Source organism: Chryseobacterium sp. WG23 (assembly GCF_024586575.1).
Taxonomy (GTDB): domain Bacteria; phylum Bacteroidota; class Bacteroidia; order Flavobacteriales; family Weeksellaceae; genus Chryseobacterium.
Genome location: NZ_JALCZE010000001.1, coordinates 158,960 through 184,813 on the forward strand (window position 1 = coordinate 158,960; position 25,854 = coordinate 184,813).

Genomic DNA, 25,854 nt, shown 5'->3' on the forward strand with positions numbered 1-25,854 from the left:
TTATATTATTTTCCTCCCGGTCGGCAATGTTCTTTTAGATATTTGGTAAACATGGTGGCCAGATGGAGTGATGTTCCTTCTCCTTCACTGATCGAATGCGTTCGGTTAGGGTAAGACATCAGCTGAAACTGTTTATTGTATTTTACCAGTTCATTAATGTATACTTCCGTATTTTGGTAATGCACATTATCATCTCCTGTTCCATGAACCAATAAAAGGTTTCCTTTCAGGTTTTTAGCATAGGCGAGTGGAGAACCGTTTACAAAATCTTCTCTGTTTTCCTGGGGAAGTCCCATATACCTTTCCTGATAGATATTGTCATAAAATAACTGATTGGCTACAGGAGCAATAGCAATTCCTGTCTGGTAAATTTCAGGATATTGTCCCAAAAGGTTTAATGTGGAAGAACCTCCACCGCTCCAGCCCCATACGGCAACCCTGGATGTATCCACATAGGGCCATTTTGCAAATAAAGCTTTTGCTCCCATTGCCTGATCACGGATATTAAGCTGACCTATTTTACGGTAAACAGATTTTCTCCATTCACGTCCTTTAGGTGCAGGTGTTCCACGGTTTTCAAGAGAAACATATAAATAACCGTCCTCAGCCATGTCACCAACGTATAAAAAATTCCTGCCTGTATAGAAGTTATCTGTTACCGTTTGCGATCCGGGCTCCCCATATACGGTAAAAACAATTGGATATTTTTTGTTAGGATCAAAATTTTTAGGTTTTACCACCCAGCCGTCCAGGGTTACCCCGTCCTGCGTTGTAATCTGGAAGAATTCCGCTTTAGATTTTGCAGGATCTGCCTTTGCTGATCTTTTTGCAGCCACAAGCTCTTTATGATCAGGAAGTGATACCACAGCTCCCACAGAATTTGCATTGACACTGCTGTTACTAAACATCGCAATCTTTCCGTTGGGGGATATCATGTAATTATTAGAACCCGAATAGGATTCAGGAGTTACCCTTTGTGCATGCCCTCCTTTCATGCTTACTTTATACAGGTACTTCTGAGTGGCATTCTTAGGAGAAGCTAAAAAGTAGATCTGTTTTTGGGGAACGTCAAAAAATTCCGGTTTTATAACATCAAAATTATCTTTTGTAATCAGTGTTTCTTTCCCGTTCAGGTCTATTTTATAAATATGTCGCCATCCGTCTTTTTCAGAAAGCCACAAAAACTCTTTACCGCTGTCTATCCAATCCCAGCCGCTTGGATCATTATCATTCCAACGGGATTTTATGTCAATCCACGCGGCATCTGCTTCCGTATAAATTGTTTTCCCATTTCCGGAGCCGGCATCGGCTACAATAATTTTACTTTGATTCTGTTTTCTGTTCAGCTGCTGCAGAATAACAGACTTAGAATCCAGTACCCATTCCATTCTTGGAATATAGTTTTGTACTTCATCTCCTGCAATATTGGCCTTCTTTGATGACTGGGAGGCCACATCATAAAACCAGATGCTGCAGCCTGAAGGGTTTTCTCCAACTTTCGGATATTCCACAGGAACCGTAAACGAATACAGGCTGTCTGTATTATTGATCATCAGGAAATTCTTGGTTCCCCTTGCATCCAGCTTCCAGTAGGCAATTTTACTTCCGTCCGGAGACCATCTGAAACCATCCTGAGTTCCGAACTCTTCTTCATATGCCCAGTCGAAAGTACCGTTAATGATTCCATCTGTGCCATCCTGGGTAATTTTACTGATCTGGTTGTTGGAAAGGTCTTCAATATAGATATTATGCTTAGACACATAAGCTACTTTTTTACCATCCGGGGAGAACTTGGCAAACATTAATGATGCTGTCGGCAACCCTTTTCCAAGCTGAGTAAGCTTTTTGGTGTTTTTATCAAAAATCCAATAATCTCCACGTGTATTGTCTCTCCATACTTTCTGAGTATTGGCAAAGACTAATAAGCTTTTCTCGTCCGGAGATACCTGAAAGCTTTGTACCTCTAAAGGGGCAGAGCTTCCGGAAGGAATTAATTCATTGCTGTTTAAAAAAGTCTGATCTTTTCCGGGATTCAGGACATTAACAACTTCAATTCCTTTTTTTGTAAATGAATAATAAGCATTGCCATCAGGAGTCCACTGTGTTTTTTGCGCAGCTAATGGCGAAAGGCACAGAAAATATAAAGCAATGACGGTTAGTTTTTTTATGTTCTTCATATGATATTTCAATTAATCTAAATGTTCAGCACGGTAGTTTTCAATGTCTGCAACCGTTTTAATCAGTCCGTTCCCCAGAAGCCTGTAGCTGCCATCTGTAATCAGGAAGTCATCTTCTACACGTATCCCTCCAAAATTCCGGTACTCATTTACTTTATCATAGTTAATAAAGTCTGCATTTTTATTTTCAGACTGCCAGATATCAATCAGCTCCGGAATCATATAAATACCGGGTTCAACTGTTACTACAAATCCTGATTCCAGTTCCTTTCCTAAACGTAAAGATTTAAGTCCAAATGTTTTGGTATCCTTCGGATCTTGTTCGGTATACCCAATATATTGCTCCCCAAGATCCTCCATATCATGAACGTCAAGTCCCATCATATGTCCTAATCCACATTGGAAAAATAGAGTATGAGCATGGTTTTTTACTGCTTCTTCAGGATTTCCTTTCATCAGCCCCAGGTCAATAAGACCTTCTACAAGGTGCTGGGATGCTTTCAGGTGAATATCTTTAAATCGAACTCCGGGTTTCAGAAGACGTTGGGCATTATCAAAAGTATTCAATACCACCTCATACATTTCCTTTTGCTTTGTGGTAAAAGTGCTGCTTACCGGGAATGTCCGGGTTAAATCACCGGCATATCCCATCGCCGTTTCAGCTCCTGAATCATTAAGAAAGAGGTCTCCTTCTTTCAGTGTATTGAGACGGTAATGATTATGAAGTATACCTCCGTTTATCGTTACAATAGGGGGATAAGACATCTGGCATTCTTTATTGACTGCAAGATATTGAATCGCATTTGCCACTTCATATTCTTTACGGCCAGGTCTGGCCATACGCATGGCTAACAGATGCATTTCATTAGATACATTGACCGCTTCTTCTATCTGTACTATTTCCTGGGCTTCTTTTATAGAACGCTGTTTTACAATAGCCTTAATCATCTCCACAGAAGGATGTAATTCTGCTATTTTTATACCTAGAAGATCCGCCACCAAAATTTTATTGGAAGACTGATAGGGAGGAAGGTAATGTACTTTTCTGCCGGAAGCCTGTGCTTTTAGAAGATACTGAGGAAGCTCAGCATAAGGCAAGGTTTCCTCTACACCTGCTTTCAGGCTTTTCTCTTTCAGTGTTTCCTGCCTTCCCATCCATACAATATCATCAATACTTAATTCATCTCCGAAAACAATCGTCTTATTTTCATCAATATCAATAATGGCAGCAATCCGTGGTTCCTGAATCCCGAAATAATATAAATAAGTACTGTCCTGACGGAAATAATAAGGATTGTGTTCAAAATTCACAGGATTTTCTATATTTCCTAAAAACAGTAAAATCCCATTAGCTACATTACTTTGTAATATGGCTCTTCTGTCTTGGTAAGTTTGTGCTGAAAACATATAGTATGAATACTTTTTTATTTAAAGGTTTAAAGTTACGATTTTGTACTATTTGTAGCGCTTTGTTCACTAAAATAAATAATAGGTAAAGTTTGGATTTTAATATGATATTCAATGTTCATATTTTGCTTAAATTCGGCAATATTTTAACACATGACACAATCTGTCCCCATAAAGTATTGATTTTATGAAAAGTCTCCAGTTTTCAGTGCCTGCCGACACCAACAAAAGCATCCGTATACAGGAAGATAGTATGCCTAATTTCTATCCTTACTTTCACCGCCATACGGAAACCCAGATCATGTGGATCCTCAAGGGGCATGGAACACTGGCTATAGAACAGAATCTCTTTACTTTTGAAGCAGGGGATATTTTTTATCTTGGAGCCAATCAATCACATGTCTTCAAAGGTGATTTTGATAAAAATGAAAAACAAAAGGTTCATTCAATCTCCATTTTTTTTGATCCCCGCAAAAAGATCTCCGCATTTTTCCACTTACCGGAATTTGAAGAGCTTAAAAATTTTATTGATACCTCAGAGGTAGGTTTCAAAGTGGCTTCAAAATTAAAAACAAGTGTAGGAGAAAGCATTGCAGCGTTACAAAAAACAAAAGGAGTAGATCAGATCATAGATTTCATAAGGATCTTAAACCATCTTATGCAAAACAGACATGTGCATATTCCCTTATCTTCAGAAAAGAATCTCCCTAATCATATTTCGGATAATGACCAGAGAATTATAGATGCTCAGAATTATATTAAGAAAAATTTCACCCAGCAGAAACTCACCCTTGATCTCATTGCAAAAGAAGCTTGTATGACTCCACAGGCATTTTGCAGATCTTTTAAAAAACGTACCAGAATTACCTATATTCAATATCTTAATGAATTACGAGTGCAGAGAGCCTGTAGATTATTAACCTCCAGCAACATGTACAACATTTCTTCCGTTGCTTTTAACAGCGGATTCACCAGTATTACCAACTTCAACCGGGTATTTAAATCCATCATGAAGTACTCTCCAAAAGAATATCTGAAGCATTATAAAGAGGCTACTACAGACCACGAATAATCACATGTTAAAATACGGTTAGAATACATTAAAATATTAACATTTACCGTTTTAAAATTCACCTAGTTTTGAATAAATATTATTTGATATGAGTACAAAACTAAACTGGGAAGGAATTTATCCTGCTGTATTAACTCCTTTTACAAAAGAAGGAAAGATTGATTTTGAAATGTTTGCAGTCAATACAGAAGCCCAGATTAAAGCCGGAGTGCATGGCATTATCCTGGCAGGGACATTAGGAGAGGCCAGTACTTTGGAAGCTGAAGAAAAATTTGAATTGCTGAAGTATGCTAAAAAAATGACAGAGGGAAGAATTCCCGTCATCCTAAACCTTGCTGAAAATACAACCAAAAATGCTATACATTTCGCTAAAAAAGCAAAAGAATCAGGGGCTGATGGACTTATGCTTCTTCCACCCATGCGTTATAAAGCGGATAGTCATGAAGTAGTAGAATATTTTAAAGCAGTAGCTACCGCTACAGATCTTCCTATCCTTATTTATAACAACCCGGTAGACTACGGAATTTATGTTACCCTTGAGATGTTTGATGAGCTTATTGAATACCCAACCATTCAGGCTGTCAAAGAATCTACAAGAGATCTTGCCAATGTAACGAGAATGATTAACCGTTTTGGAAAGAGAATCAAAATTCTTGGCGGTGTAGATACCATTTGTCTGGAAACACTGATGCTTGGAGCAGATGGCCTTGTTGCAGGCCTTGTGGATGCTTTTCCTAACGAAACAATGGCCATGTACAACTATGCTAAAGCAGGTGAATATGACAAAGCATTAGCCATCTACAGATGGTTTATGCCTTTGCTGGAACTCGATATTCATCCTAAACTCATTCAGTATATTAAACTGGCTGCCACAGCAGAAGGAATAAGCAATCCTTATGTAAGAGCACCACGCCTGGAACTGCAAGGTGAAGAGGCTGTAAAAATTAAAAAGATCATTGAAGAGGGCAGAAGCAACCGTCCGGCACTAGATTAACACCATACATAAAGCTATGATTCCAGAAACATCAAAAGAAAATATAGAGAAAAGGATTCAGATGGCTTCCGAAGCATATCAGTTCCTGAAGAATACTACCATAAAAGAACGGGCGGTATTTATGAATGCTGTTGCCGATCAGATTGAAGCTTTAGGAGAAGAACTCTTGACAACAGCTCACGCTGAAACTTCATTGCCTTTAGCAAGACTCACAGGTGAAAAAGCCAGAACAACAGGACAGTGGAGAACTTATGCAAAAGCAGTAGCCAGTGGAATATACACAGAACCACGAATTGATCTCGCACAAGCTGACAGACAAAAAGGAGACTTAAGAAAATATAATGTAGGCATCGGTCCTGTGGTTGTTTTTGGAGCCAGTAATTTCCCATTTGCATTTTCTACAGCTGGAGGCGATACGGCAAGTGCTATCGGAGCAGGTTGCCCTGTAATTGTAAAAGCCCATCCTGCACACCCTCAAACTTCTCAAATAATGGCTGATGCCATAACAGCTGTTGTAGAAAAATTTGGATGGCCGGAAGGAATCTTTAGCCATATAACGGGACCATCCCATGAGATCGGGGCTTATTTAATCCAACATACAGATATTCATGCCGTAGCATTTACAGGTTCATTCAGTGGGGGAAAAGCCTTATTTGATATCGCCAACCGTCGCGAAAATCCTATTCCGGTATTTGCAGAAATGGGAAGTATCAATCCGGTATTTGCCTTTGAGCATATATTGGAAAATAAAGCAGAAGATCTGGCAAAAGAATATGCATCCTCTTTAACACTGGGGGTAGGGCAGTTCTGTACCAACCCGGGAGTATTTGTTGCTCTGAAAGGAGAAAGCCTGACCAGATTTATTGCCACATTAAAAAATGAAATTCCGGGCATTGTTCCTGTCAATATGCTTCACAAAGGGATTTTTGAAGACTTCGAAAAATTGAAAAGTACGGCTGTTGCACAATCAGGGGTAAACGTACTTGCAGAAGTAAATACAGAAATCAATGAATGGCAGGGCCGGGCTATGGTTACAGAAACTACAGGTCAGCATTTTATTCAAAATAATATTTTAAGTGAAGAGGTTTTCGGACCATTTGGTATTATAGTAGCTTGTGAAACTCCTGAAGAAATATTGCAGATTGCCCAGGCGTTGAAAGGACAGTTAACCATAACCGTAGCGGCTACAGATGAAGATGTGCGTCTAAATATCAAGCTAATTGATATTCTGAAGGATAAATGTGGCCGGCTTTTATTCAACGGAATGCCTACAGGAGTAGAAGTGGTTTATGCTATGCAGCACGGAGGACCTTTTCCCTCTACTACAGATGCACGTTTTACATCCGTAGGACCGGATGCCGTCAGACGGTTTGTTCGCCCCATTTCTTTTCAAAACTGGCCGGATGAATTCTTACCGGAAGAACTGAAGGATGAAAATCCATTGCAAATCAGCAGAATGGTAGATGGAGAAGTGAACTCAGGATCATTAAAATTGCAAACAACATGAACAGAACATTTTTTTGTATAGATTCCCACACTTGTGGCTGCCCTGTGCGCCTTGTTGCAGGTGGCGGACCTATTTTAAAAGGAAACTCCATGATGGAGCGCCGGCTTCACTTTATGAAGGAATATGACTGGATCCGCAAAGGGCTCATGTTTGAACCCCGAGGACATGATATGATGAGTGGCAGTATTCTGTATCCTCCTATTGACGACAATAATGATATAGGGGTTTTATATATTGAAACCAGCGGATGCCTTCCTATGTGTGGACATGGTACTATCGGAACAGTAACCATAGCCATAGAAGAAGGGTTGGTAATTCCGAAAGTTCCCGGAAAATTACGCCTTGAAACCCCTGCAGGACTTATTCTCATTGATTACGTACAGGAAGGGAAAAAAGTAAAGTCTGTAAAACTGACCAATGTAAAGTCTTTTCTGTATGCTGAAAATCTGGAAGTTGAATGTCCGGATCTTGGATTGATACAGGCAGATGTAGCTTATGGCGGGAACTTTTATGCCATTATTGATCCTCAGGAAAATTTCAGGGATATATCAGATTTTACAGCCAGCCAGCTTATTCATTATGGGAAAATGATCCGAAAATTACTTAATGAGAAATATCAATTTATTCATCCTGAAAACGAACATATTACCGGATTAAGCCATATTCAATGGACAGGTCAGCCTACCGATCCCAAAGCCAGCGGACGTAATGCTGTTTTAGTGGGTGAAAATGCTTTAGACCGCTCACCTTGCGGTACCGGAACTTCTGCAAGAATGGCACAATGGTATGCCCAAGGAAAATTGAAAGAAGGAGAAGAATTTATCCATGAAAGCTATATCGGTTCCCAGTTTATCGGAAGAATTGAAGGAACGGCAACTGTTGAAGGAAAACCGGCTATTATTCCATCTGTTGAAGGCTGGGCACGGATTACAGGATATAATCAAATTATTATTGACGATGAAGATCCTTACTGGCAGGGATTTCAGGTTATGTAAACAAACGTATGACACAGAATAAAGGAAAAGCACTTATTATCGGTGCAGGTATCGCAGGATTGAGTTCAGCTTATTATCTCTTACAGAAAGGCTGGCAGGTAGAGATCCTGGAACAGAATGATCTGTCCAACAATTGTTCCTATGGCAATGCAGGGATGATTGTACCCAGTCATTTTACTCCATTGGCGGCTCCGGGAGTAGTTGCCCAGGGAATACGCTGGATGTTTGACAGTAAAAGTCCGTTTTATGTCAAACCTTCACTCAACTCCAAACTGATATCATGGGGGCTGAAATTTTTAAAATATTCTAACCAGCATCATGTAGACCGGTCGGCATCAGCAATCCGGGATCTTAATCTGGCCAGCAGTGTACTTTATAATGAAATTGCTAAAAAAGAGGAATTTGACTTTGAGCTTACCCAGAATGGCATTTTAATGCTCTATAAAACAGAGAAAGTAGCAGAAGAAGAAACAGAACTTGCCCATAAAGCCATGAATTTAGGATTAGCAGTTGATATTCTGGATCAAAAAGGGATCCAGGAACTGGAGCCCAACACAAAACTGGATGTTATTGGGGGAATCAATTACAAATGTGATGGGCATATGAACCCGATGGAACTGATGAAGCAAATGATCTCTTACCTTAAAACTAATGGTGTCGTTTTCCATACTCAGCATAGACTAACAGGGATTGAAACTTCCGGAAGCTATATTAAAGCAGTGATTGCCAATAATAGCCGATTCACCGCAGACCGGTTTGTAATGACAGGAGGGTCATTTTTACCTGAACTGGCCCAAAAAGCGGGTATTAAAATCCACTTAATGCCGGGGAAGGGCTATTCATTCATGCATAGTCCTGTAAACCCTGTCAATACAATGGAACATGCAGCCTTATTACTGGAGGCAAGAGTAGCGGTAACCCCTATGGGTGGGCAGATCCGCTTTGGTGGCACTATGGAACTGGCTTCCCATCAGGATAAAATTAATATGAAAAGAGTAGAAGGAATTGTTCGGTCTATTCCTCAATACCTGCCCGATTTTCAGGTAAAACTGCCCAAAGAATCTGACATTTGGTTTGGGTACAGGCCCTGTGCTCCGGATGGATTACCTTATCTGGGGCAGTCTTCAAAACTAAAGAATTTAATCGTTGCAGGCGGCGGGGGAATGATGGGACTAAGTCTGGGGCCCATTTTTGGAAAAACAGTTTCAGAACTTGCCAATGACCAAAAGCCAACGGTTGAGATAAAGATATTCAACCCTGAAAGATTTAGTTAAAAAACATCACATAACACACAAAATTAAGCCCAAAACAATTTGATTATTCAAATAATTTATTAACAAACAAATCCAAAATTTATGAAAAAATTTAAATTACTACTACTTGTTTCCCTATTTCCAATAATAGGTTTTGCTCAAGAAAATAGACCTCATGAGTGTAAAGCAGATGAAATGATGAAAAAACATTTTGAACTGCACCCTGAATCTAAGACTGAATATGAAAATTTTGAGAAATACACCAAAGATTTCATAAAAAAAATGGGATCAAACAAAAATTCATTGAATAATACGATCAACAATCCAACCTACATCATCCCTGTGGTTTTTCATGTGTATGGAGAATCTCAAAGTAATGTAAAAGTAAATTACCAAAAAGTAGTTGACTTACTGCAACAAATCAACTTAAATTTCAATGGAATCAACACTGATTCAAATGCTGTAGATCCTGATTTCCAATCCATTAGAAGAGCGTTAAGTATTGAATTTCGATTAGCTAAAATTGATCCAACTGGAAAAGCAACAAGCGGAGTGATTTTTCATCCTTTCAAAGGTGGATATGGCAATGGAGGTGGATATGATGCAGAAATTGGTGCAGATGCATGGGATAATACAAAGTATATGAATGTGTATATACAAAATGATCTATATTCAAATAAAGATTTATATCAATCAGGAGTTGCCTGGTATCCGGATTCATACATGACTTCAGTAAATACAGCCAGAGTTGTTTATAATGGACGTTATATATTTAATGCTTCAGGAACAGTGGCTTCAAACGAGTTTTCTGATACATTTACTCACGAATTTGGGCATTGGTTAAATCTTCAGCACACGTTTAATGTTCCATGTTCAACTGCAAACCCAACTAATGATGGCGATGGAGTTGCTGACACACCTGTAGAAAATACTTCTTCCGGATTAGGATGTACAGCTGGTAACAATTGTCTTGGACAAAAAGTGAACGTTGAAAACTATATGGGATACAATGGTTCTTCCGGTTGTTATAAAATGTTTACCAATGGACAAGTTGGCAGAATGCTAGCAGCATTAAACCATCCTTCGCGAATAAATTTATGGCAGCCTGCCAACTTAGCCGCAACCGGAGTTGCCAATACTCCACCTAGATTAACCCTTAGCAATAGTACATTTACAGAGAACTTAAACAATAATGGAGCCGTGTCATTAGATGGAACAGCAGCATCTGTCCCTACATCAACCATTACCCTAAACGGAGCAATATTTGCCGTACCAAATGGAACAACTCTTACTGCAGGAACACATTTCACTTCTTCATTACCATCAGGACTAACAGCAGCTATAGCAGTTACAAGCCCTACTACTGCTACACTTACCATAAATGGTACGGCAACCAGTCATCCTAAAAGTCAGGTCCTGAATTCATCAATTACGTTCCTAGATCGGGCTATAACAGGAGGCGTAACTTCATTAGGATCAACTACAGCTTTGGCATTAACTTTTTCTTACAAAGACCCTTATAAAATAGTTACAGGAACTCCTCTGGAAAGTTATGCCAATCCAACACCAACAACAGTAACAACCAACTCCGGAGCACCTTGGAAATATTTTATCATTAACCCGGAGCTTAGTGATGATGCAGGGTATGGCACTTGGTACTATGGAGCAAATCAATTAAAATTTGAAACCTATTGGAAAGGATTAGTATGTGGTGTGGGTACAAGAAATATTAGTTTAATTCCTGCTTGCACCACTATAACTAATGCAAATAATATAGGTTACCCAATTGGTACTCCCGGACAACTTGACGTGTACACCCCTACATACACTAACTGGTCTGGCCAAACCGCTTATGTTGGTTTTAGAAACCAATTCGAAGGCTACAATATTAACGGCTATTTCAAACTGATTGTTGGGACCAATGGTTCAGGTTATTCTGTAACTGAGTTTGGATACAATACACAACCATATGGCAGTATTACAACGCCTTGTGCATTATCATTATCCACTTCAGACGTTGATACAACAAACTCAGAAACTTCTATCTATCCAAATCCAGTTTCTGATGTATTGAATATTAAAACAAAAGGGAAAATTAAGTCAATTTCTGTTTATAATATGTTTGGAAGAAAAATGAATGCTAAAGTTATTGGTGATAAGGTTGATGTTAAACACTTCCTAAGCGGAACTTATTTAATTGATATTGAAACTTCTTTAGGGAAATCTTCCCAAAAATTCATTAAAAAATAGGATCAAACGCTATATCGATACAATATGATCGTTAGTACTAGGTTTTATTTTAACTATAAATTCGTCAAACATTCATAGTTTACCTGCATGTACTTTTGAGATCGTACAGGATTAAGATGAGCTCAATGAGCTCATCTTTCTTTTTTCTATACCACAATCTTCTTTCAAATTAAATAACAAAACACTTTTCTCAGAAATATGAATAATAGTTTAGTATTTATATACAGTTGATTGGGCTTCATTGTAAGCCCAATTTTTTTCCTATTTATGAGCAGTTCTTCATTTATTTACGTAATTTTATTCTTTGATAACAATATTCAGTGCATTATAAAAACGACACCATCATCATCCGCGAATTTACTCCCGAAGAATTCCCTTTATTTTCTACTCTTTTTGAAAATGAAAATGTTACCCGCTATCTGCCTTACAAAACTCCTGAAGAATATAAAGAAATGTTTGACAAAGCACTGGCAGATTATGAAACAGAACCATTCAGCAGATGGGGAATATTTAATACAAAGAATAATGATTTTGTGGGAATGTGCCTGGCCAGAATCTTCCTTGATAATCCTGACCAGCTGGAAATAGGATACACCTTAGGAGAAAATTACTGGGGAAAAGGTCTCGGAACGGAAGTCTGTAAAGCACTTGTTGACTATTGCTCTTCATTACATCTTAAGAAAGATATTGTAGCAGTAACCGATCTGGATAATATAGGATCTCAAAAAGTTCTTATAAAAAGCGGTTTTCAAAGAATAGAAAATCTGCAAAGAGAGGATAGGGAACTGGCTTATTTTGTATTGAATAAGAAGTAACCGGAGGAGAGTCGGGTACTGACATTGTAATTTTTTTGTGGAAACGACTGTAGAACCACCCCGTCAAATCTTTGATTTGACACCCCTCCGGAGGAGGGGAATATACAGTCCTTCAATAAAATATTTGTGAAAGTCTCTGATTTCCTTAGCTTAAGAACTTCTCAGCAGCCTGTTTGTACCTTACATTATACTAAGTGTTAAAAATACTTTTTCTGACTTTGCGGTTGACCTCTTAACGGTTTACATTGATTCAATATTGTATGGAGAAACACAAACCTTATAGGTTTCCAAAACCTATAAGGTTTAAACCTATATCTTTTATCAATTAATTACAAACCTGTCTCTGATTAGATTTCATTTATCAGATAATTTGTTATAACTTGCAGAAATTATGATGTCGAAACGTTGCAAATACGCACTGAAAGCAATGGTCAGATTAGCAAGAAATTACAATCAAGGCTTTCTGCCCACTTCCGTTATTGCACTGGATGAGAACATTCCCAAGAAATTTCTCGAACAAATTCTTCTTGAACTTAAAAGAGCCAAGCTTGTTAACAGTAAGCAGGGTAAAGTAGGAGGATATTATTTGCTTAAATCCCCTGATGAAGTTTCATTAGCAGACATTTACCGTATTTTTGACGGGCCTATCGCTCTTACTCCATGTGTATCCTTAAACTTCTACGAAGCATGCGATGACTGCGTAGATGAAGCTACCTGCTATCTGAGAAATGAACTTATTATCGTTCGTGAAAAAACCAGAAATAGCATGATAGAGGCCACTCTTACTAAGTTTATCAACAAAGATTAAATTTTTTTTCATTTAAATTCTACTAATTTGATAGGAGTTATAGAATTTTATATATATTTGCAATAATTAATTTCAATTGGATATGGAAAACAATCTGAAAAAAGAATTTGAACAACTTCTGGAAGGGGCCTCCGAGGCTTCTTTTCAAAATAACAGTCTTCAGGTTCTGGCAGAAAGATTCCCTGGTAAGGTTATTTTTTCGACCAGTTTTAGCTATGAAGATCAGGTAATTACCCATCTGATAAAAGATCTGGAAGTAGAAATCTTCACATTGGATACAGGAAGACTTTTTGAACAGACCTACGAAACATGGACGAATACAAGAGCTTTTTTCAAAAAAAATATCAAAGTCTATTATCCGGATACGGAAGAAATAAGAGCTTTTGTTTCAGAAAACGGGCCTGATTCGTTTTATCAATCCGTAGAGCAGAGGAAGATGTGCTGTACAATCCGTAAAGTGCATCCTTTGAAAAAAGCATTGAAAGGCTATAAAGTATGGATCACGGGACTTCGGTCAGAGCATTCTGCCAACAGACAGCATATGCCGCAACTGGAATGGGACCCGGATAATAAGATTATCAAATTTCACCCCCTCCTCAATTGGACGTCTGAACAGGTAACAGACTATGTGAAAACACATCATTTACCTTATAACTCCCTTCACAAAAAAGGATTTATCAGCATAGGATGCGCACCCTGTACCAGGGCTATTAAAGAAGGAGAGGATTTCAGAGCAGGCCGCTGGTGGTGGGAAGATGCCAATAAAAAAGAATGCGGCTTACATATTCATCAATAAAAAAGAAAAAATGTCAATACATCAATTAAACTACTTAGATCAATTAGAGGCTGAATCTATTTACATATTAAGAGAGGTCGCAGGACAGTTTGAACGCCCGGCACTACTATTCAGCGGAGGAAAAGACAGTATTGTACTGGCTCATTTGGCTAAAAAAGCATTTTTATACGGAAAGATTCCGTTCAAATTTGTACATGTTGATACCGGCCATAACTTTCCGGAGGTCTTAGAATTTCGGGATCAGCTAGTTAATCAGCTCAATGTCGATCTGGTTGCAAGAAAAGTGGAAGATACCATAAAAAGTAAAAAACTGACAGAAGCTAAAGGTAAATTTCCCAGCAGAAACTGGCTGCAGACCTATACTTTGCTGGATACTATTGAAGAATTTGAATTTGATGCCTGTATCGGAGGCGCAAGGAGAGATGAAGAAAAAGCCCGTGCTAAAGAAAGAATATTCTCTGTCCGTGATGAATTCGGGCAATGGGACCCTAAACTTCAGCGCCCTGAATTGTGGAATATCTTTAATGGAAAAATCCACAAAGGAGAAAATGTAAGGGTTTTCCCGATCAGTAACTGGACAGAACTCGACATCTGGAACTACATCCGAAGAGAAAAAATTGAACTGCCTTCTATTTATTTTTCGCATGAAAGGGAAGTGGTAGACTTTAACGGACAGTGGCTTGCCAACTCTTTACATGTCTTTTTAGAACCCGGAGATGTGGTAACAACAAAAAAGATCCGTTACAGAACCGTGGGAGACATGACGTGTACGGCTGCAGTGGAATCTAAAGCGGATACCATTGATGCCGTAATTGAAGAGATAGTGGCCACCAGGATTTCAGAACGTGGAGAAACCCGTATTGATGACAGGGTAACAGAAGCCGCCATGGAAGACCGCAAAAAAGGAGGCTATTTCTAGATAAGCAATCAGCAGTGAATACTATAATTGACAGCCATAACTTATCATACATTATTCATTGCCATTACTCATTATTTATAATTCAAAATCAGATGGATATATTAAGATTTATAACAGCAGGAAGCGTAGATGACGGTAAAAGTACCCTTATCGGAAGACTGCTTTACGATAGTAAAAGTATTTTACAGGATCAGCTGGAGGTACTTGAAAAACATTCTAAAAACAAAAATGAAGACGGGGTAGATCTTGCGCTTTTAACAGACGGGTTACGTGCAGAAAGAGAACAGGGAATCACTATTGATGTGGCTTACCGCTATTTTTCAACTCCAAAAAGAAAATTTATTATTGCCGATGCTCCCGGTCATGTACAATATACCCGGAATATGATTACAGGAGCATCAAACTCCGAACTGATGGTTATTCTTATCGATGCCCGTAAAGGAGTGATCGAACAGACAAGAAGACATTCTATCATAGCATCATTGCTGAAACTGAAAAAAGTAGCAGTAGCCATCAATAAAATGGATATGGTAGATTATTCAGAAGATGTTTTTGAAACCATTAGATCAGATTATTCTAAAATTGCAGAACATCTGGGACTTAATGAGGTTGCCTATTTTCCAATTTCAGCATTGAAAGGAGATAATATCGTTTCAAAATCCTCCAGGACAGGTTGGTACAAAGGAAGCTCACTTTTAGAATATCTGGAACAGGTAACCCTACATGAAGAACTGAATACCGGCAGCCGTTTTCAGGTTCAGTATGTAATCCGTCCGCAGACCGAAGAGCTTCATGACTACAGAGGATATGCAGGGCAGATATTGAGTGGACAGTTTAAAAAAGGAGACAAAATCCATATTCTTCCGGCAGGTTTAGCCACTGAGATTGCTAAAATTGAGATCAACGGATTTGAAAAAAATGAAGCTTTTGAAGGTCAGCCTGCGGTCATCCATACCATTCATGATCTGGATATCAGCAGAGGGGATATTTTTGCAACAGAGGAACAGCTTCCAACAGTAGAAAAAGATCTGGAAGTTCTTTTATGCTGGCTGGATCAAAAACCTCTGCAGCCTGGTAATAAATATCTGTTACAACAGAATAGCAGACTGGTAAAAGCTGTTGTCAAAGAGGTAGAATATAAGATCAATGTCAATACCCTTAGCCGCGAACAAATTGAAACTGGCATCAAACTTAATGAAATTGTGAAAGTTACGCTTCGAACGGCACAACCTTTGGTCTATGATAGTTTTATCAATAATAAAACAACAGGATCTGCAATTTTAGTAGATGAAACGTCTAATTCAACTGTTGCAGCCTGTATAATTCAATAGAAAAAATGGCAATTCCCAATAATTTAATTGAAAGAATTCATCAGACGAAACAAAGTAATATTCATGGATTCTTTGATAAGATCAAAACAAAGAAATGGGTTAAGGATTTGTATGAGACGCTTTTCCTTCCTCAGAATGACAATACTGAAGATCAGTTGAAAAGGAATTTTCAATCATTGGAAGAAACACTTTTTAGTCTGATTATTACGGTAACAGGAAATAAAGAGATCACTCAGGTTAATGTCAGTCAATTCTTTGAAGCCTTGCCTGAATTGTATGATCAGCTGGTTCTGGATGCAAAATCTATTTTGGAGTTTGATCCCGCTGCCCACTCTCCGGAAGAAATATACCTTGCCTATCCCGGATTTTTTGCTACTTATGTATATCGTATTTCACATCAGCTTTGGAATCAGGAAGTAAGAATATTACCCCGGGTCATTTCGGAATATGCCCACAGTAAAACGGGAATTGATATTCATCCAGGGGCTATCATTGGAAAATCATTCTTCATTGATCACGGAACCGGAATTGTCATCGGAGAAACTACGGTTATTGGAAACAACGTCAAAATATATCAGGGAGTAACCCTCGGAGCATTACATGTCTCCAAAGAAAAGGCTCATCAGAAAAGGCATCCCAATATTGAAGATGATGTTATTATTTATTCAGGAGCCACTATTTTAGGAGGAGACACCACCATTGGCAGAGAGAGTATTATCGGAGGAAATGTATGGATCACACAGGACGTTCCTGCCAACTCTCTGGTCTATCATAAAAGTGAAATCAAAATAAAGGATAACACATCCTTACCGGAATCCTTAACCTTTGTGATATAAAGAACAAAAAATAAAAATTATATTGATATGAAATTTCAGAATGCATTAGAAACGATTGGGAATACGCCCGTCGTAAAAATCAATAAATTATTCAATTCAGATCATGAAATCTGGATCAAGTTAGAAAAAAGCAATCCGGGAGGAAGCATTAAAGACAGAATTGCACTGGCTATGATTGAAGATGCAGAAGCTAAGGGATTATTAAACCAGGACAGCACCATTATAGAACCGACAAGTGGAAATACAGGAATCGGTCTTGCATTGGTTGCTGCAGTAAAAGGCTACAGACTTATTCTTGTAATGCCAGACAGCATGAGTGTTGAAAGACGTAAGATCATGGAAGCTTATGGTGCCAATTTTGTGCTTACTCCAAGGGAAAAAGGAATGAAAGGGGCCATTGAAAAAGCCAATGAACTGGCAGAAGAAACGCCTAATTCATGGATCCCGAGACAGTTTGACAATCCTGCGAATGTAAACATCCACACAGAAACCACCGCTCAGGAAATTTTAAAAGACTTCCCTGACGGCCTGGATTATATTATAACAGGAGTAGGAACCGGAGGGCATATTACCGGCATTGCAAAAGTGGTAAAAGAAGCTTATCCCCATGTAAAAGTAATTGCTGTAGAGCCGGAATTATCTCCTGTATTAAGTGGAGGAAGTCCTGCACCGCATCCATTACAAGGCCTAGGAGCCGGATTTGTACCTTCTATTTTGGATATCACCCTTCTGGACGGAGTCATTACAGTAGGTAAAGAAGAAGCCTACGAATATGCGGTTAACGCAGCAAAAAAAGAAGGTCTTTTCGTAGGCGTTTCTACAGGAGCCGCTTTAGCAGCAATCGCAAAACATTTACCACAAATACCACCTAACGCTAAAATCCTTACCATCAACTACGATACCGGAGAAAGGTATCTGTCTGTAGAAGGACTCTTCTAAATCCTCAACTAACACCTACTTTCAATGAAAACACTTATAAAATCACCAAAGGTTTACCTTATCGGTGCAGGGCCCGGCAACCCTGAACTGATCACCATAAAAGCCGGAAAAGCCATTGCCAAGGCAGATGTCATTTTATGTGACCGTCTTGTAAGTCCTGAGATCCTGGAAACTTACGTCAATGGAAATACAGAAGTCATCTATGTGGGTAAAGAATGCAGTAAAAATGCATCTACTCCTCAGGCTCATATCAACAGCCTGATGGTTGATTATGCCCTTCAGAATAAAACCGTTGTAAGGCTTAAAGGAGGAGATGTATCCATATTCTCCAATATCCTGGACGAGCTTCAGATTTTAAAACAACACCATATTCCTTATGAGATTATCCCTGGAATTACAGCAGCTTTAGGAGCAGCAGCATTTGCAGGGATGCCTCTGACAGCAAGGGGATATTCAACATCTGTCCGGTTTCTGACCTATTATAAATCTGAAATTCTTACTGAGGAATATTGGAAAGAATTGGCTGTTACCAATGATACCCTTGTCTTTTATATGTCTAAAGGAAACCTTACAGATCTTGTGGAGAAGCTGAAACAGCTTGAGATTTCCAAGGACAAAAAAATAGCGGTTGTCGAACAGGCTACTACACCTTATCAAAAAGTGTATACCTCTTCATTTGATGATTTTAATGAGACTTTTGGAGATAAAAACTTTGCTTCACCTTCATTGGTGATCATTGGTAAAATAGTACATCTACATGAAAAATTTTCATGGATGGAAAATGCAGAACAGGAAGGTTTATATTTTAAATCGGTGGAAAACGGAAGTCTTATATCAAAAACTCAAAATTTCTTTGAATATGCTGTCTGAAACTAAACTGAACGTCCTTAAAAAGATCTCCGGTGAATTCTCCAGAGACGAGGCCATCTGGGCAAGTGGCTATTTGGCAGGTATTGCAGGCGGAACTTCACTCACGGCTGTATTACCACCTTTACAAACTGAGGATATCCATCAAAATACAGTAAAAAAGATAACCTTAGCGTATGGTACGGAAACCGGAAACAGTAAAAAACTGGCTACAGGTTTGGCGGGAATTATCAAGAAAAAGGGAATTCAGGTTAAACTGACAGACCTTTCCCAGTATAAGCCAAAAGATCTGGATAAAGAAGAATTTTTCTTTGTTATCATCAGTACACAGGGAGAAGGAGAACCTCCTCTTCTTGCGAAGAAATTTTACGATTATATCCATGAGAATGAAGTCAATCTCACCGGTCTTAAATTTGGAATTTTAGCCCTTGGAGACAGCAGTTATCCTCAGTTTTGCAAGACTGGTGAAGATATAGATTACCGTTTTGAAATATTGGGAGCACAACGTATTATTCCGTTGAAAAGATGTGATATAGACTATGAACAGGAAGCCACCCATTGGATAGAACAGGTATTTGAAACAGTCAGTAAGACTTCTGATACAACACCAAAAAACAGTGCTGTTCCTAAAGTATCAGCGGGAAGAAAGAAATACAAGGGAACGGTTTCCTCCCTAATCAATCTGAATGATATTACTTCTGAAAAAGAAACCTATCACATTGAAATAGAAACAGATGAACCTCTCTTGTATCAGCCGGGGGCAGCACTGGGCATTATCCCTTTCAATTCAAAATCTGTCGTGGATGAGATCATTAATCTCACAGGAATTGATCCTAAAAAGAAAATTGAAACAGCAAAAGTAACGGACAGCGCAGAAGAACTGCTACATAAACATCTTAATATCAGTTATTTATTAAAAAATGTAGTCAGCCAATATGCAAAGATCACAGGACATTCTATTCCGGAAGTACGTTTAAGTCTTCTTGATCTCTTGAGAATTTATCCTGTAAAAACGGCTGAAGAATTTGAAGAAGTCATTCAGGTATTAACAGGTCAGGCACCCCGTCTGTATTCTATATCTTCTTCTCTGGAGGCTCATGGTGAAAATGAAATTCATATCACTGTTGCCAAATCGGAGTTCTTTGTTGACCATGAGAAACACAGTGGCTTGTGCAGTGGCTTTCTTAGCGGGTTCAGTGAAGGAGAGACCGTAGAGTTTTACATTCAGGATGCAGGACATTTCAGATTACCTGAAGCCGATAAAGATATTATTATGATTGGTCCCGGAACCGGTATCGCTCCTTTCAGATCATTCCTTTGGGAGCGGGATGCTTTAGGAGCAGAGGGGAAAAACTGGCTCTTTTTTGGAGACCGGAATTTTGTATCAGACTTCATCTATCAGTCTGAAATTCAGGATTTCCTGAAAACTGGCAGCCTTACTCATTTAGACCTTGCTTTCTCCCGGGATACCGCTGAAAAAATCTATGTACAGCATAAATTGGAGCAAAAAGCCCAGGAAGTTTTCTACTGGCTTGAAGGAGGCGCCTCGGTCTACGTATGCGGTGCTAAAGAACCTATGAGCCGTGATGTGGAAGAAACCCTCCTCAATATCATTCAGCGTCAGGGAAAACGAAATAAAGTTGAAGCTATTCATTATCTGGAAGACATGGAGCTGAGTGGCAGATATGCTAAAGATGTCTATTAACCCTACAAAAGTACCGTAACATAAAAAACAATTATGAGCAATAAAGATAACCTTTCACCGGTAGAAAGAATTAAAACCGGAAGTAACGGCCTCAGGGGAACATTAAAGGAAAGCCTTTCCGATGATTTCACAGGAGCCATCAGAGAAGATGATCAGACCCTGATCAAGTTTCATGGGATGTATCAGCAGGATGATAGAGACAGAAGGGAAGAGAGGGTTTCCAAAAAGCTGGAATGGCTGTATTCTTATATGATAAGATTAAGGCTTCCCGGAGGATTTTTAACCTCGGATCAATGGGTAGGCTTGAATGCAACAGCTGAAGATCATTCTACAGGAACTATAAAAATCACCACAAGACAGACCATTCAGCTGCATGGTATTTTAAAATCACATTTAAAACCAACCATTCAGAGTTTCAATCTGCAGCATCTTGATTCTATTGCAGCCTGTGGAGACGTCAACAGAAATGTAACCTGTACAGCCAATCCTTCTGAATCTCCATTGCACCGGGAGGCTTATGAACTGGCTGGCAAGATCAGTGAAATGTGTCTTCCGAAGACTCAGTCTTATTATGATATCTGGATTGATGATGAGCTTATTGTAGATCGAAAAGCTGAAGAAGATCCGCTGTATCAGGACAGGTATCTTCCCAGAAAACTGAAAATAGGAATTGCTGTTCCTCCGAATAATGATGTGGATGTATTCATCAATGATATAGCCTTGATTGCCATTATTGAGAACAATGAAATCGTTGGATATAATATTGCGGCCGGAGGTGGATTGGGGGCTACTCATGGAAATGAAGCTACCTATGCCCGTCTTGCATCCGTTCTTGGATTTGTAGATACTGAAGAAAAGGTTTTAAAAGCTGTTTATGAAATCATCACGGTACAGCGGGATTTTGGAAACAGAAGTGACAGAAAACTGTCCAGATTGAAATATACAATCGACAAACTTGGAATTGACCAGTACAGGACTGAGGTAGAAAAAAGAACAGGCTTTAGTTTTGAACCGGCAAGAACATTTAAGTTTGAACAGAGAAAAGACCGCTACGGATGGATACAGAACCATGAAGGGAAATGGTTCTATACTTTATTTGTAGAACATGGCCGCGTTTTAGATACCCAGGAATATCCTTTAAAGTCAGGATTATTAAAAATAGCCCAAACCGGGAAACTTAATTTCCGTTTCAGCTGTAACCAAAACCTTATTCTTGCTGACATCAATGAAGAGGATAAAACCGAAATTGAAAACCTTCTTAAAGAATATGGGATTTCAGATGATACCGATCAGGCAAGTGCCCTTCGTAAAAATTCTGTTGCCTGTGTGGCATTAAACACCTGTTCTCTTGCCTTAGCCGAAGCTCAGCGCTATCTGCCTTCTTTAGTCACAAAAATAGAGCCTATCCTTGAAAAATACGGTCTTTTACAGGAAGATATTACCATCCGTATGACGGGATGCCCCAATGGCTGTGGAAGATCTCCCAATGCGGAAATCGGATTTGTAGGGACTGCTTATGGTAAATATAATCTTCATATCGGAGGAGATAGATTGGGAATGCGCCTTAATACAAAATTTAAAGAGAATATTGGCGAAGAAGAGATTCTTGCGACACTGGATGAGCTTTTTGGAAGATATGTACAGGAAAGACATACGGAAGAAACATTTGGTGATTTTTCATACCGTTACTTACAAACTTTAGATTGAGATAACAGGTGTTTAAACTTTTTATTCTAAACCACAAAAGTCACAAAAGCTTTTATTTTAAACACTTTAGTTGGTATAAAAAGTTCACAGAAGCAGAAAATCTTTGATTTTCAGAAAACTGAAGTGTACTTACTATCCACAAAGCTTTTAACTTAAAAAATAACTAAAGTGTTGAAACTTTGTTCCTTTTGTGGTTAAAATACGTCCCTACATTAAAAAACTAAAATTGAAAATATGACTAGCCTTTTTTATGACCGGAAAAAAATAAACCAACACTATCTTCTCTTAGGCGAACGAATGTGTATCTGTTGTTGATTCTCAGATAACAATACCAATCAGGCTGTTTAACTTTTATAATGTAGTAAAACCACCCCGTCAAACCTTTGGTTTGCCACCCCTCCGGAGGAGGGGAATATACCGTACTTAAATTGAAATACTTAGGAAAATCAGAGATTTTCAAAAAACTTAATGTACTTCTTATACACGAAGATTTTCACTTGAAAAAAACTAAAGTGTTTAAGGTTTTGTGGTAGAAAATATGGTGTTTTATTAAAAAAGTTCAGACAGCTTCATTCTCAACCTAAAAAATGAAGAAAAATGAAAAACAAAAAAGAAGGAGCCTTTCTACCAAAAGCAGGCATTATTGCATTTACATTTCTATTTTTTAACCTGGCGGAAGCACAGCAGCAACTTATTGAATTAACAGGGAGCATCAGGAATACAGGTACCCGTAAAGGTCTTGATTCAGTAAAAGTACAGATTGAAAATACAGAAGATACAGCATTAACGGACCGACTTGGTCATTTTAAGATAAGAACCAGAGTTACCATTCCATTCAGATTGGTGATTAATAAAGAGGGGTTTTCGAACCAAACGGTTGAAGTTCTTTCATCTACCAACAAAATAACCATAGGACTCAATCCTCAAAATACCATTATTGACGCGGTTGTTATTTCAGCATCAAGAGCACCCGAAAAAATTTTGAGATCACCGGTTGCCATTGAGAAAATTGATATCAAAACGATCCGGGAAAGTCCTGCTGCTTCCTTTTATGAAACGCTGGAAAACGTGAAAGGGCTTCAATTGCTGACTTCAAGTCTCACCCTGAAGATCCCTAATTCCAGGGGCTTCAATTCACCTAATAATTTCCGGTTTATGCAGCTGGTGGATGGCGTAGATGTACAGTCTGCAACGCTGGGAGTACCATTGGGAAATGCAATAGGGCCTACCGAACTGGATATTCAGTCTATGGAAGTGACTCCGGGAGCGGCTTCTGCGCTGTATGGGATGAATGCCATTAACGGATTGGCAAGCCTCCAGACAAAAGATCCTTTTACCTCTCAGGGAGTAAGTGTTTACTTTCGGGGTGGGGTCAATCATGTGGACAATGTCAGTCATAAAATATCTTCTCTGGGAGAAAGTGCCATTCGGTTTGCAAAAGTTTTCAACAAAAACTGGGCTGTTAAAGTGAATGCTTCTTATTTCAGCGGAGTAGATTGGATTTCAGATCATCATACGGACCAAAATCCCAATTCACTGATCACCGCAAATCCTAACTTTTCTTTAGCAAATAATCCTGCTGAAGATCTCTGGAATAAATACGGTGACGAAAGGAATAACAGAGTAGCTGTAAAGGTTGATTATAACGGAAAACCTACTACTTTCAATGTTTCAAGAACAGGATACCTGGAAAAAGACCTGGTAAGTCCGGAGGTGAAAAATATAAAATTTGATGCAGGATTGTATTACCGTTTTGGAGATCAGTGGAGAGCTTCCTATGTTTACCGGTACGGATTACTGGATGGGACATTTCAAAGGGGAAATAAAATCAGGCTACAGAATGCTACCGTTCAAAACCATAAAATAGAACTTACAGGCAAAGAATTGACTTTCAGAGCCTATGTCTCCATTGAAAATACCGGAGATTCCTATAACCTGAAACCTTTAGCAGATAACCTGGATCTCACCAACCTTTCGAATACCAACTGGAAAAATATATTTCAAACAAGCCTTCAGAATAATCTCAATGCGGGGCAAAGTCTCAATAATGCTTTTATTCTGGCCCGTCTGGAAGCCGATAAAAATAGAGCAGTCCCGGGAACTACAGCTTTTGAACAGTTAAAAAATACCATTATCGGAATTAATAACTGGGATTCTGCCAATGCCGGAATTGCAGGAGCACCAGCAACTGGTGGCGCTAAGCTGGAGCAAAAATCGCGTTTTTATCAGGGCGAGCTTACCTATGATCTTACCCGCTTTGTAAAAATATTTAATCTTCTTGCCGGTATAGATTACCGTTTATACAGCATCACTCCTGACGGAAATAACTTCGTAGACTTCAACAGACCTGTGAGTGAGAGAAATATTCCTTTGGCCAACGGTACATTCGGGAAAGATGTTATCTATCAGAAGTATGGCCTATTTGCACAGATTACCAAACTTTTCTTTGATAATAAGTTAAAACTGAATGCAGCATTACGGGTTGACAGAAACCCGGAATTTGAATCCAAGCTTAACCCGAGAATAAGTATCGTCTATTCTCCTGTTACCCAACATAACTTCCGGGCTTCCTTTCAAAACGGATACCGTTTTCCTTCACTTTTTGAGGCTCTTTCCTTTGTCAATAACGGAAATGTACGAAGAGTGGGAGGCCTTTCCAAAGTAAATGAAGGATTAGGCTATCTGGAAAATTCTTATACGCTTGCTTCTATTGACAGATTTACTTCTGCTGTAAATGCGGATGTAGACGGAGGAAAAAGTCAAAGTCAGGCAGCACAGGACCGTCAACGGCTTTTAACGGTCGCCAATCTGCAAAAACTACAACCTGAAAAGATCAATTCATTTGAAGTAGGCTATAAATCTGTATTTTTCAATAATAAACTTGTACTGGACTGGGATTTTTATTACAATATCTACGAAGGGTTCCTCGGCCAGGTAGAAGTTGCCGTTCCTAAAAACAGCCAGGTAGGAAGCAATACGGCAGTGCTTGCCATGCTGGACCGTAGCAAACAGGACCGATACAGGGTCTATACAAACAGTAACACGACCTACAAAAGCTATGGAACTTCTTTAGGAGTCCGGTATAATGTTATTAAAAATTATAACATCAACACCAATATCTCTTATAATGATCTTGCTTCCAACAACAATTCGGATCTATTTATTACGGCATTCAATACTCCGAAATGGATGGTTAATATAAGTGTGGGCAACAGGGAAATTATTAAGAATATTGGATTTACGGTGGTCGCAAGGTGGCAAAACAGCTTTATGTGGGAAAGTCCTTTAGCTTCAGGAGAAATACCGGCTTATTATACCCTGGATGCCCAGGCAACATGGAAACTTCCTGAGATCCATGCGAATATAAAAGTAGGGGCCACCAATCTGCTTAACCGCCGTTATTTTCAGTACGCCGCCGGACCTGAAATCGGAGGGTTATACTATCTCGCTTTCACCTATGATTTAAAACTTTAATT

Annotated in this window: 19 protein-coding genes; 17 read left to right on the forward strand and 2 right to left on the reverse strand. The window is 38.9% G+C overall.

From position 1 onward, the window contains the following. Positions 1-5: 5 nt before the first annotated feature. Positions 6-2,177, reverse strand: coding sequence for a S9 family peptidase (locus tag MP477_RS00745; RefSeq protein WP_257188771.1), 2,172 nt, complete (start codon positions 2,175-2,177; stop codon positions 6-8). Positions 2,178-2,189: 12 nt separating this feature from the next. Continuing rightward, entirely contained in the window at positions 2,190-3,584 is a 1,395-nt protein-coding gene (locus MP477_RS00750) for an aminopeptidase P family protein (RefSeq protein ID WP_257188772.1), read from the reverse strand. Positions 3,585-3,771: 187 nt separating this feature from the next. Between MP477_RS00750 and MP477_RS00755 the strand changes: the two genes are divergently transcribed. The 17 genes from MP477_RS00755 (at position 3,772) to MP477_RS00835 (ending at position 25,852) form a co-directional block, all read left to right on the forward strand. Beyond that, on the forward strand, positions 3,772-4,656 hold the full coding sequence (locus MP477_RS00755) for an AraC family transcriptional regulator (protein WP_257188773.1): 885 nt from the start codon (positions 3,772-3,774) through the stop codon (positions 4,654-4,656). A gap of 88 nt (positions 4,657-4,744) precedes the next feature. Further along, the gene (locus MP477_RS00760; RefSeq protein WP_257188774.1) at positions 4,745-5,650 is read left to right on the forward strand and encodes a dihydrodipicolinate synthase family protein; all 906 of its coding nucleotides are present in this window, start codon (positions 4,745-4,747) and stop codon (positions 5,648-5,650) included. Positions 5,651-5,666: 16 nt separating this feature from the next. Beyond that, complete coding sequence (locus tag MP477_RS00765; protein WP_257188775.1) at positions 5,667-7,157, forward strand: aldehyde dehydrogenase (NADP(+)); 1,491 nt, start codon at positions 5,667-5,669, stop codon at positions 7,155-7,157. Then, a complete protein-coding gene (locus MP477_RS00770) occupies positions 7,154-8,152 on the forward strand; it encodes a 4-hydroxyproline epimerase (protein ID WP_257188776.1) in 999 nt (332 codons plus the stop codon). Before MP477_RS00765 ends, MP477_RS00770 begins: the two co-directional genes overlap by 4 nt. 8 nt (positions 8,153-8,160) lie before the next feature. After that, positions 8,161-9,426, forward strand: coding sequence for an FAD-binding oxidoreductase (locus MP477_RS00775; protein ID WP_257188777.1), 1,266 nt, complete (start codon positions 8,161-8,163; stop codon positions 9,424-9,426). Between the two features lie 174 nt (positions 9,427-9,600). Next, the gene (locus MP477_RS00780) at positions 9,601-11,655 is read left to right on the forward strand and encodes a zinc-dependent metalloprotease (protein ID WP_257188778.1); all 2,055 of its coding nucleotides are present in this window, start codon (positions 9,601-9,603) and stop codon (positions 11,653-11,655) included. Between the two features lie 320 nt (positions 11,656-11,975). Continuing rightward, on the forward strand, positions 11,976-12,470 hold the full coding sequence (locus MP477_RS00785; RefSeq protein WP_230039130.1) for a GNAT family N-acetyltransferase: 495 nt from the start codon (positions 11,976-11,978) through the stop codon (positions 12,468-12,470). 391 nt (positions 12,471-12,861) lie between these two features. Beyond that, on the forward strand, positions 12,862-13,278 hold the full coding sequence (locus MP477_RS00790) for an Rrf2 family transcriptional regulator (protein WP_257188779.1): 417 nt from the start codon (positions 12,862-12,864) through the stop codon (positions 13,276-13,278). Between the two features lie 82 nt (positions 13,279-13,360). Next, positions 13,361-14,074, forward strand: a complete 714-nt coding sequence (locus tag MP477_RS00795; protein WP_257188780.1) for a phosphoadenylyl-sulfate reductase — start codon at positions 13,361-13,363, stop codon at positions 14,072-14,074. 10 nt (positions 14,075-14,084) lie between these two features. After that, positions 14,085-14,993: a sulfate adenylyltransferase subunit CysD gene (cysD, locus tag MP477_RS00800; protein WP_230039124.1), complete on the forward strand. Its 909-nt coding sequence runs from the start codon at positions 14,085-14,087 to the stop codon at positions 14,991-14,993. A gap of 92 nt (positions 14,994-15,085) precedes the next feature. Beyond that, entirely contained in the window at positions 15,086-16,324 is a 1,239-nt protein-coding gene (locus MP477_RS00805; protein WP_257188781.1) for a sulfate adenylyltransferase subunit 1, read from the forward strand. Between the two features lie 5 nt (positions 16,325-16,329). Continuing rightward, entirely contained in the window at positions 16,330-17,160 is an 831-nt protein-coding gene (gene epsC, locus MP477_RS00810) for a serine O-acetyltransferase EpsC (protein WP_230039120.1), read from the forward strand. Positions 17,161-17,187: 27 nt separating this feature from the next. Beyond that, positions 17,188-18,099: a cysteine synthase A gene (gene cysK / locus MP477_RS00815; RefSeq protein WP_257188782.1), complete on the forward strand. Its 912-nt coding sequence runs from the start codon at positions 17,188-17,190 to the stop codon at positions 18,097-18,099. A gap of 24 nt (positions 18,100-18,123) precedes the next feature. After that, positions 18,124-18,969 (forward strand): uroporphyrinogen-III C-methyltransferase, encoded by an 846-nt coding sequence (gene cobA / locus MP477_RS00820; protein WP_257188783.1) that lies wholly within the window; start codon positions 18,124-18,126, stop codon positions 18,967-18,969. Next, entirely contained in the window at positions 18,959-20,671 is a 1,713-nt protein-coding gene (locus tag MP477_RS00825) for a sulfite reductase flavoprotein subunit alpha (protein ID WP_257188784.1), read from the forward strand. Before cobA ends, MP477_RS00825 begins: the two co-directional genes overlap by 11 nt. A 33-nt stretch (positions 20,672-20,704) precedes the next feature. Then, positions 20,705-22,378, forward strand: a complete 1,674-nt coding sequence (gene cysI, locus MP477_RS00830; protein ID WP_257188785.1) for an assimilatory sulfite reductase (NADPH) hemoprotein subunit — start codon at positions 20,705-20,707, stop codon at positions 22,376-22,378. A gap of 597 nt (positions 22,379-22,975) precedes the next feature. Next, positions 22,976-25,852, forward strand: coding sequence for a TonB-dependent receptor domain-containing protein (locus MP477_RS00835; protein ID WP_257188786.1), 2,877 nt, complete (start codon positions 22,976-22,978; stop codon positions 25,850-25,852). Positions 25,853-25,854: the final 2 nt, after the last annotated feature.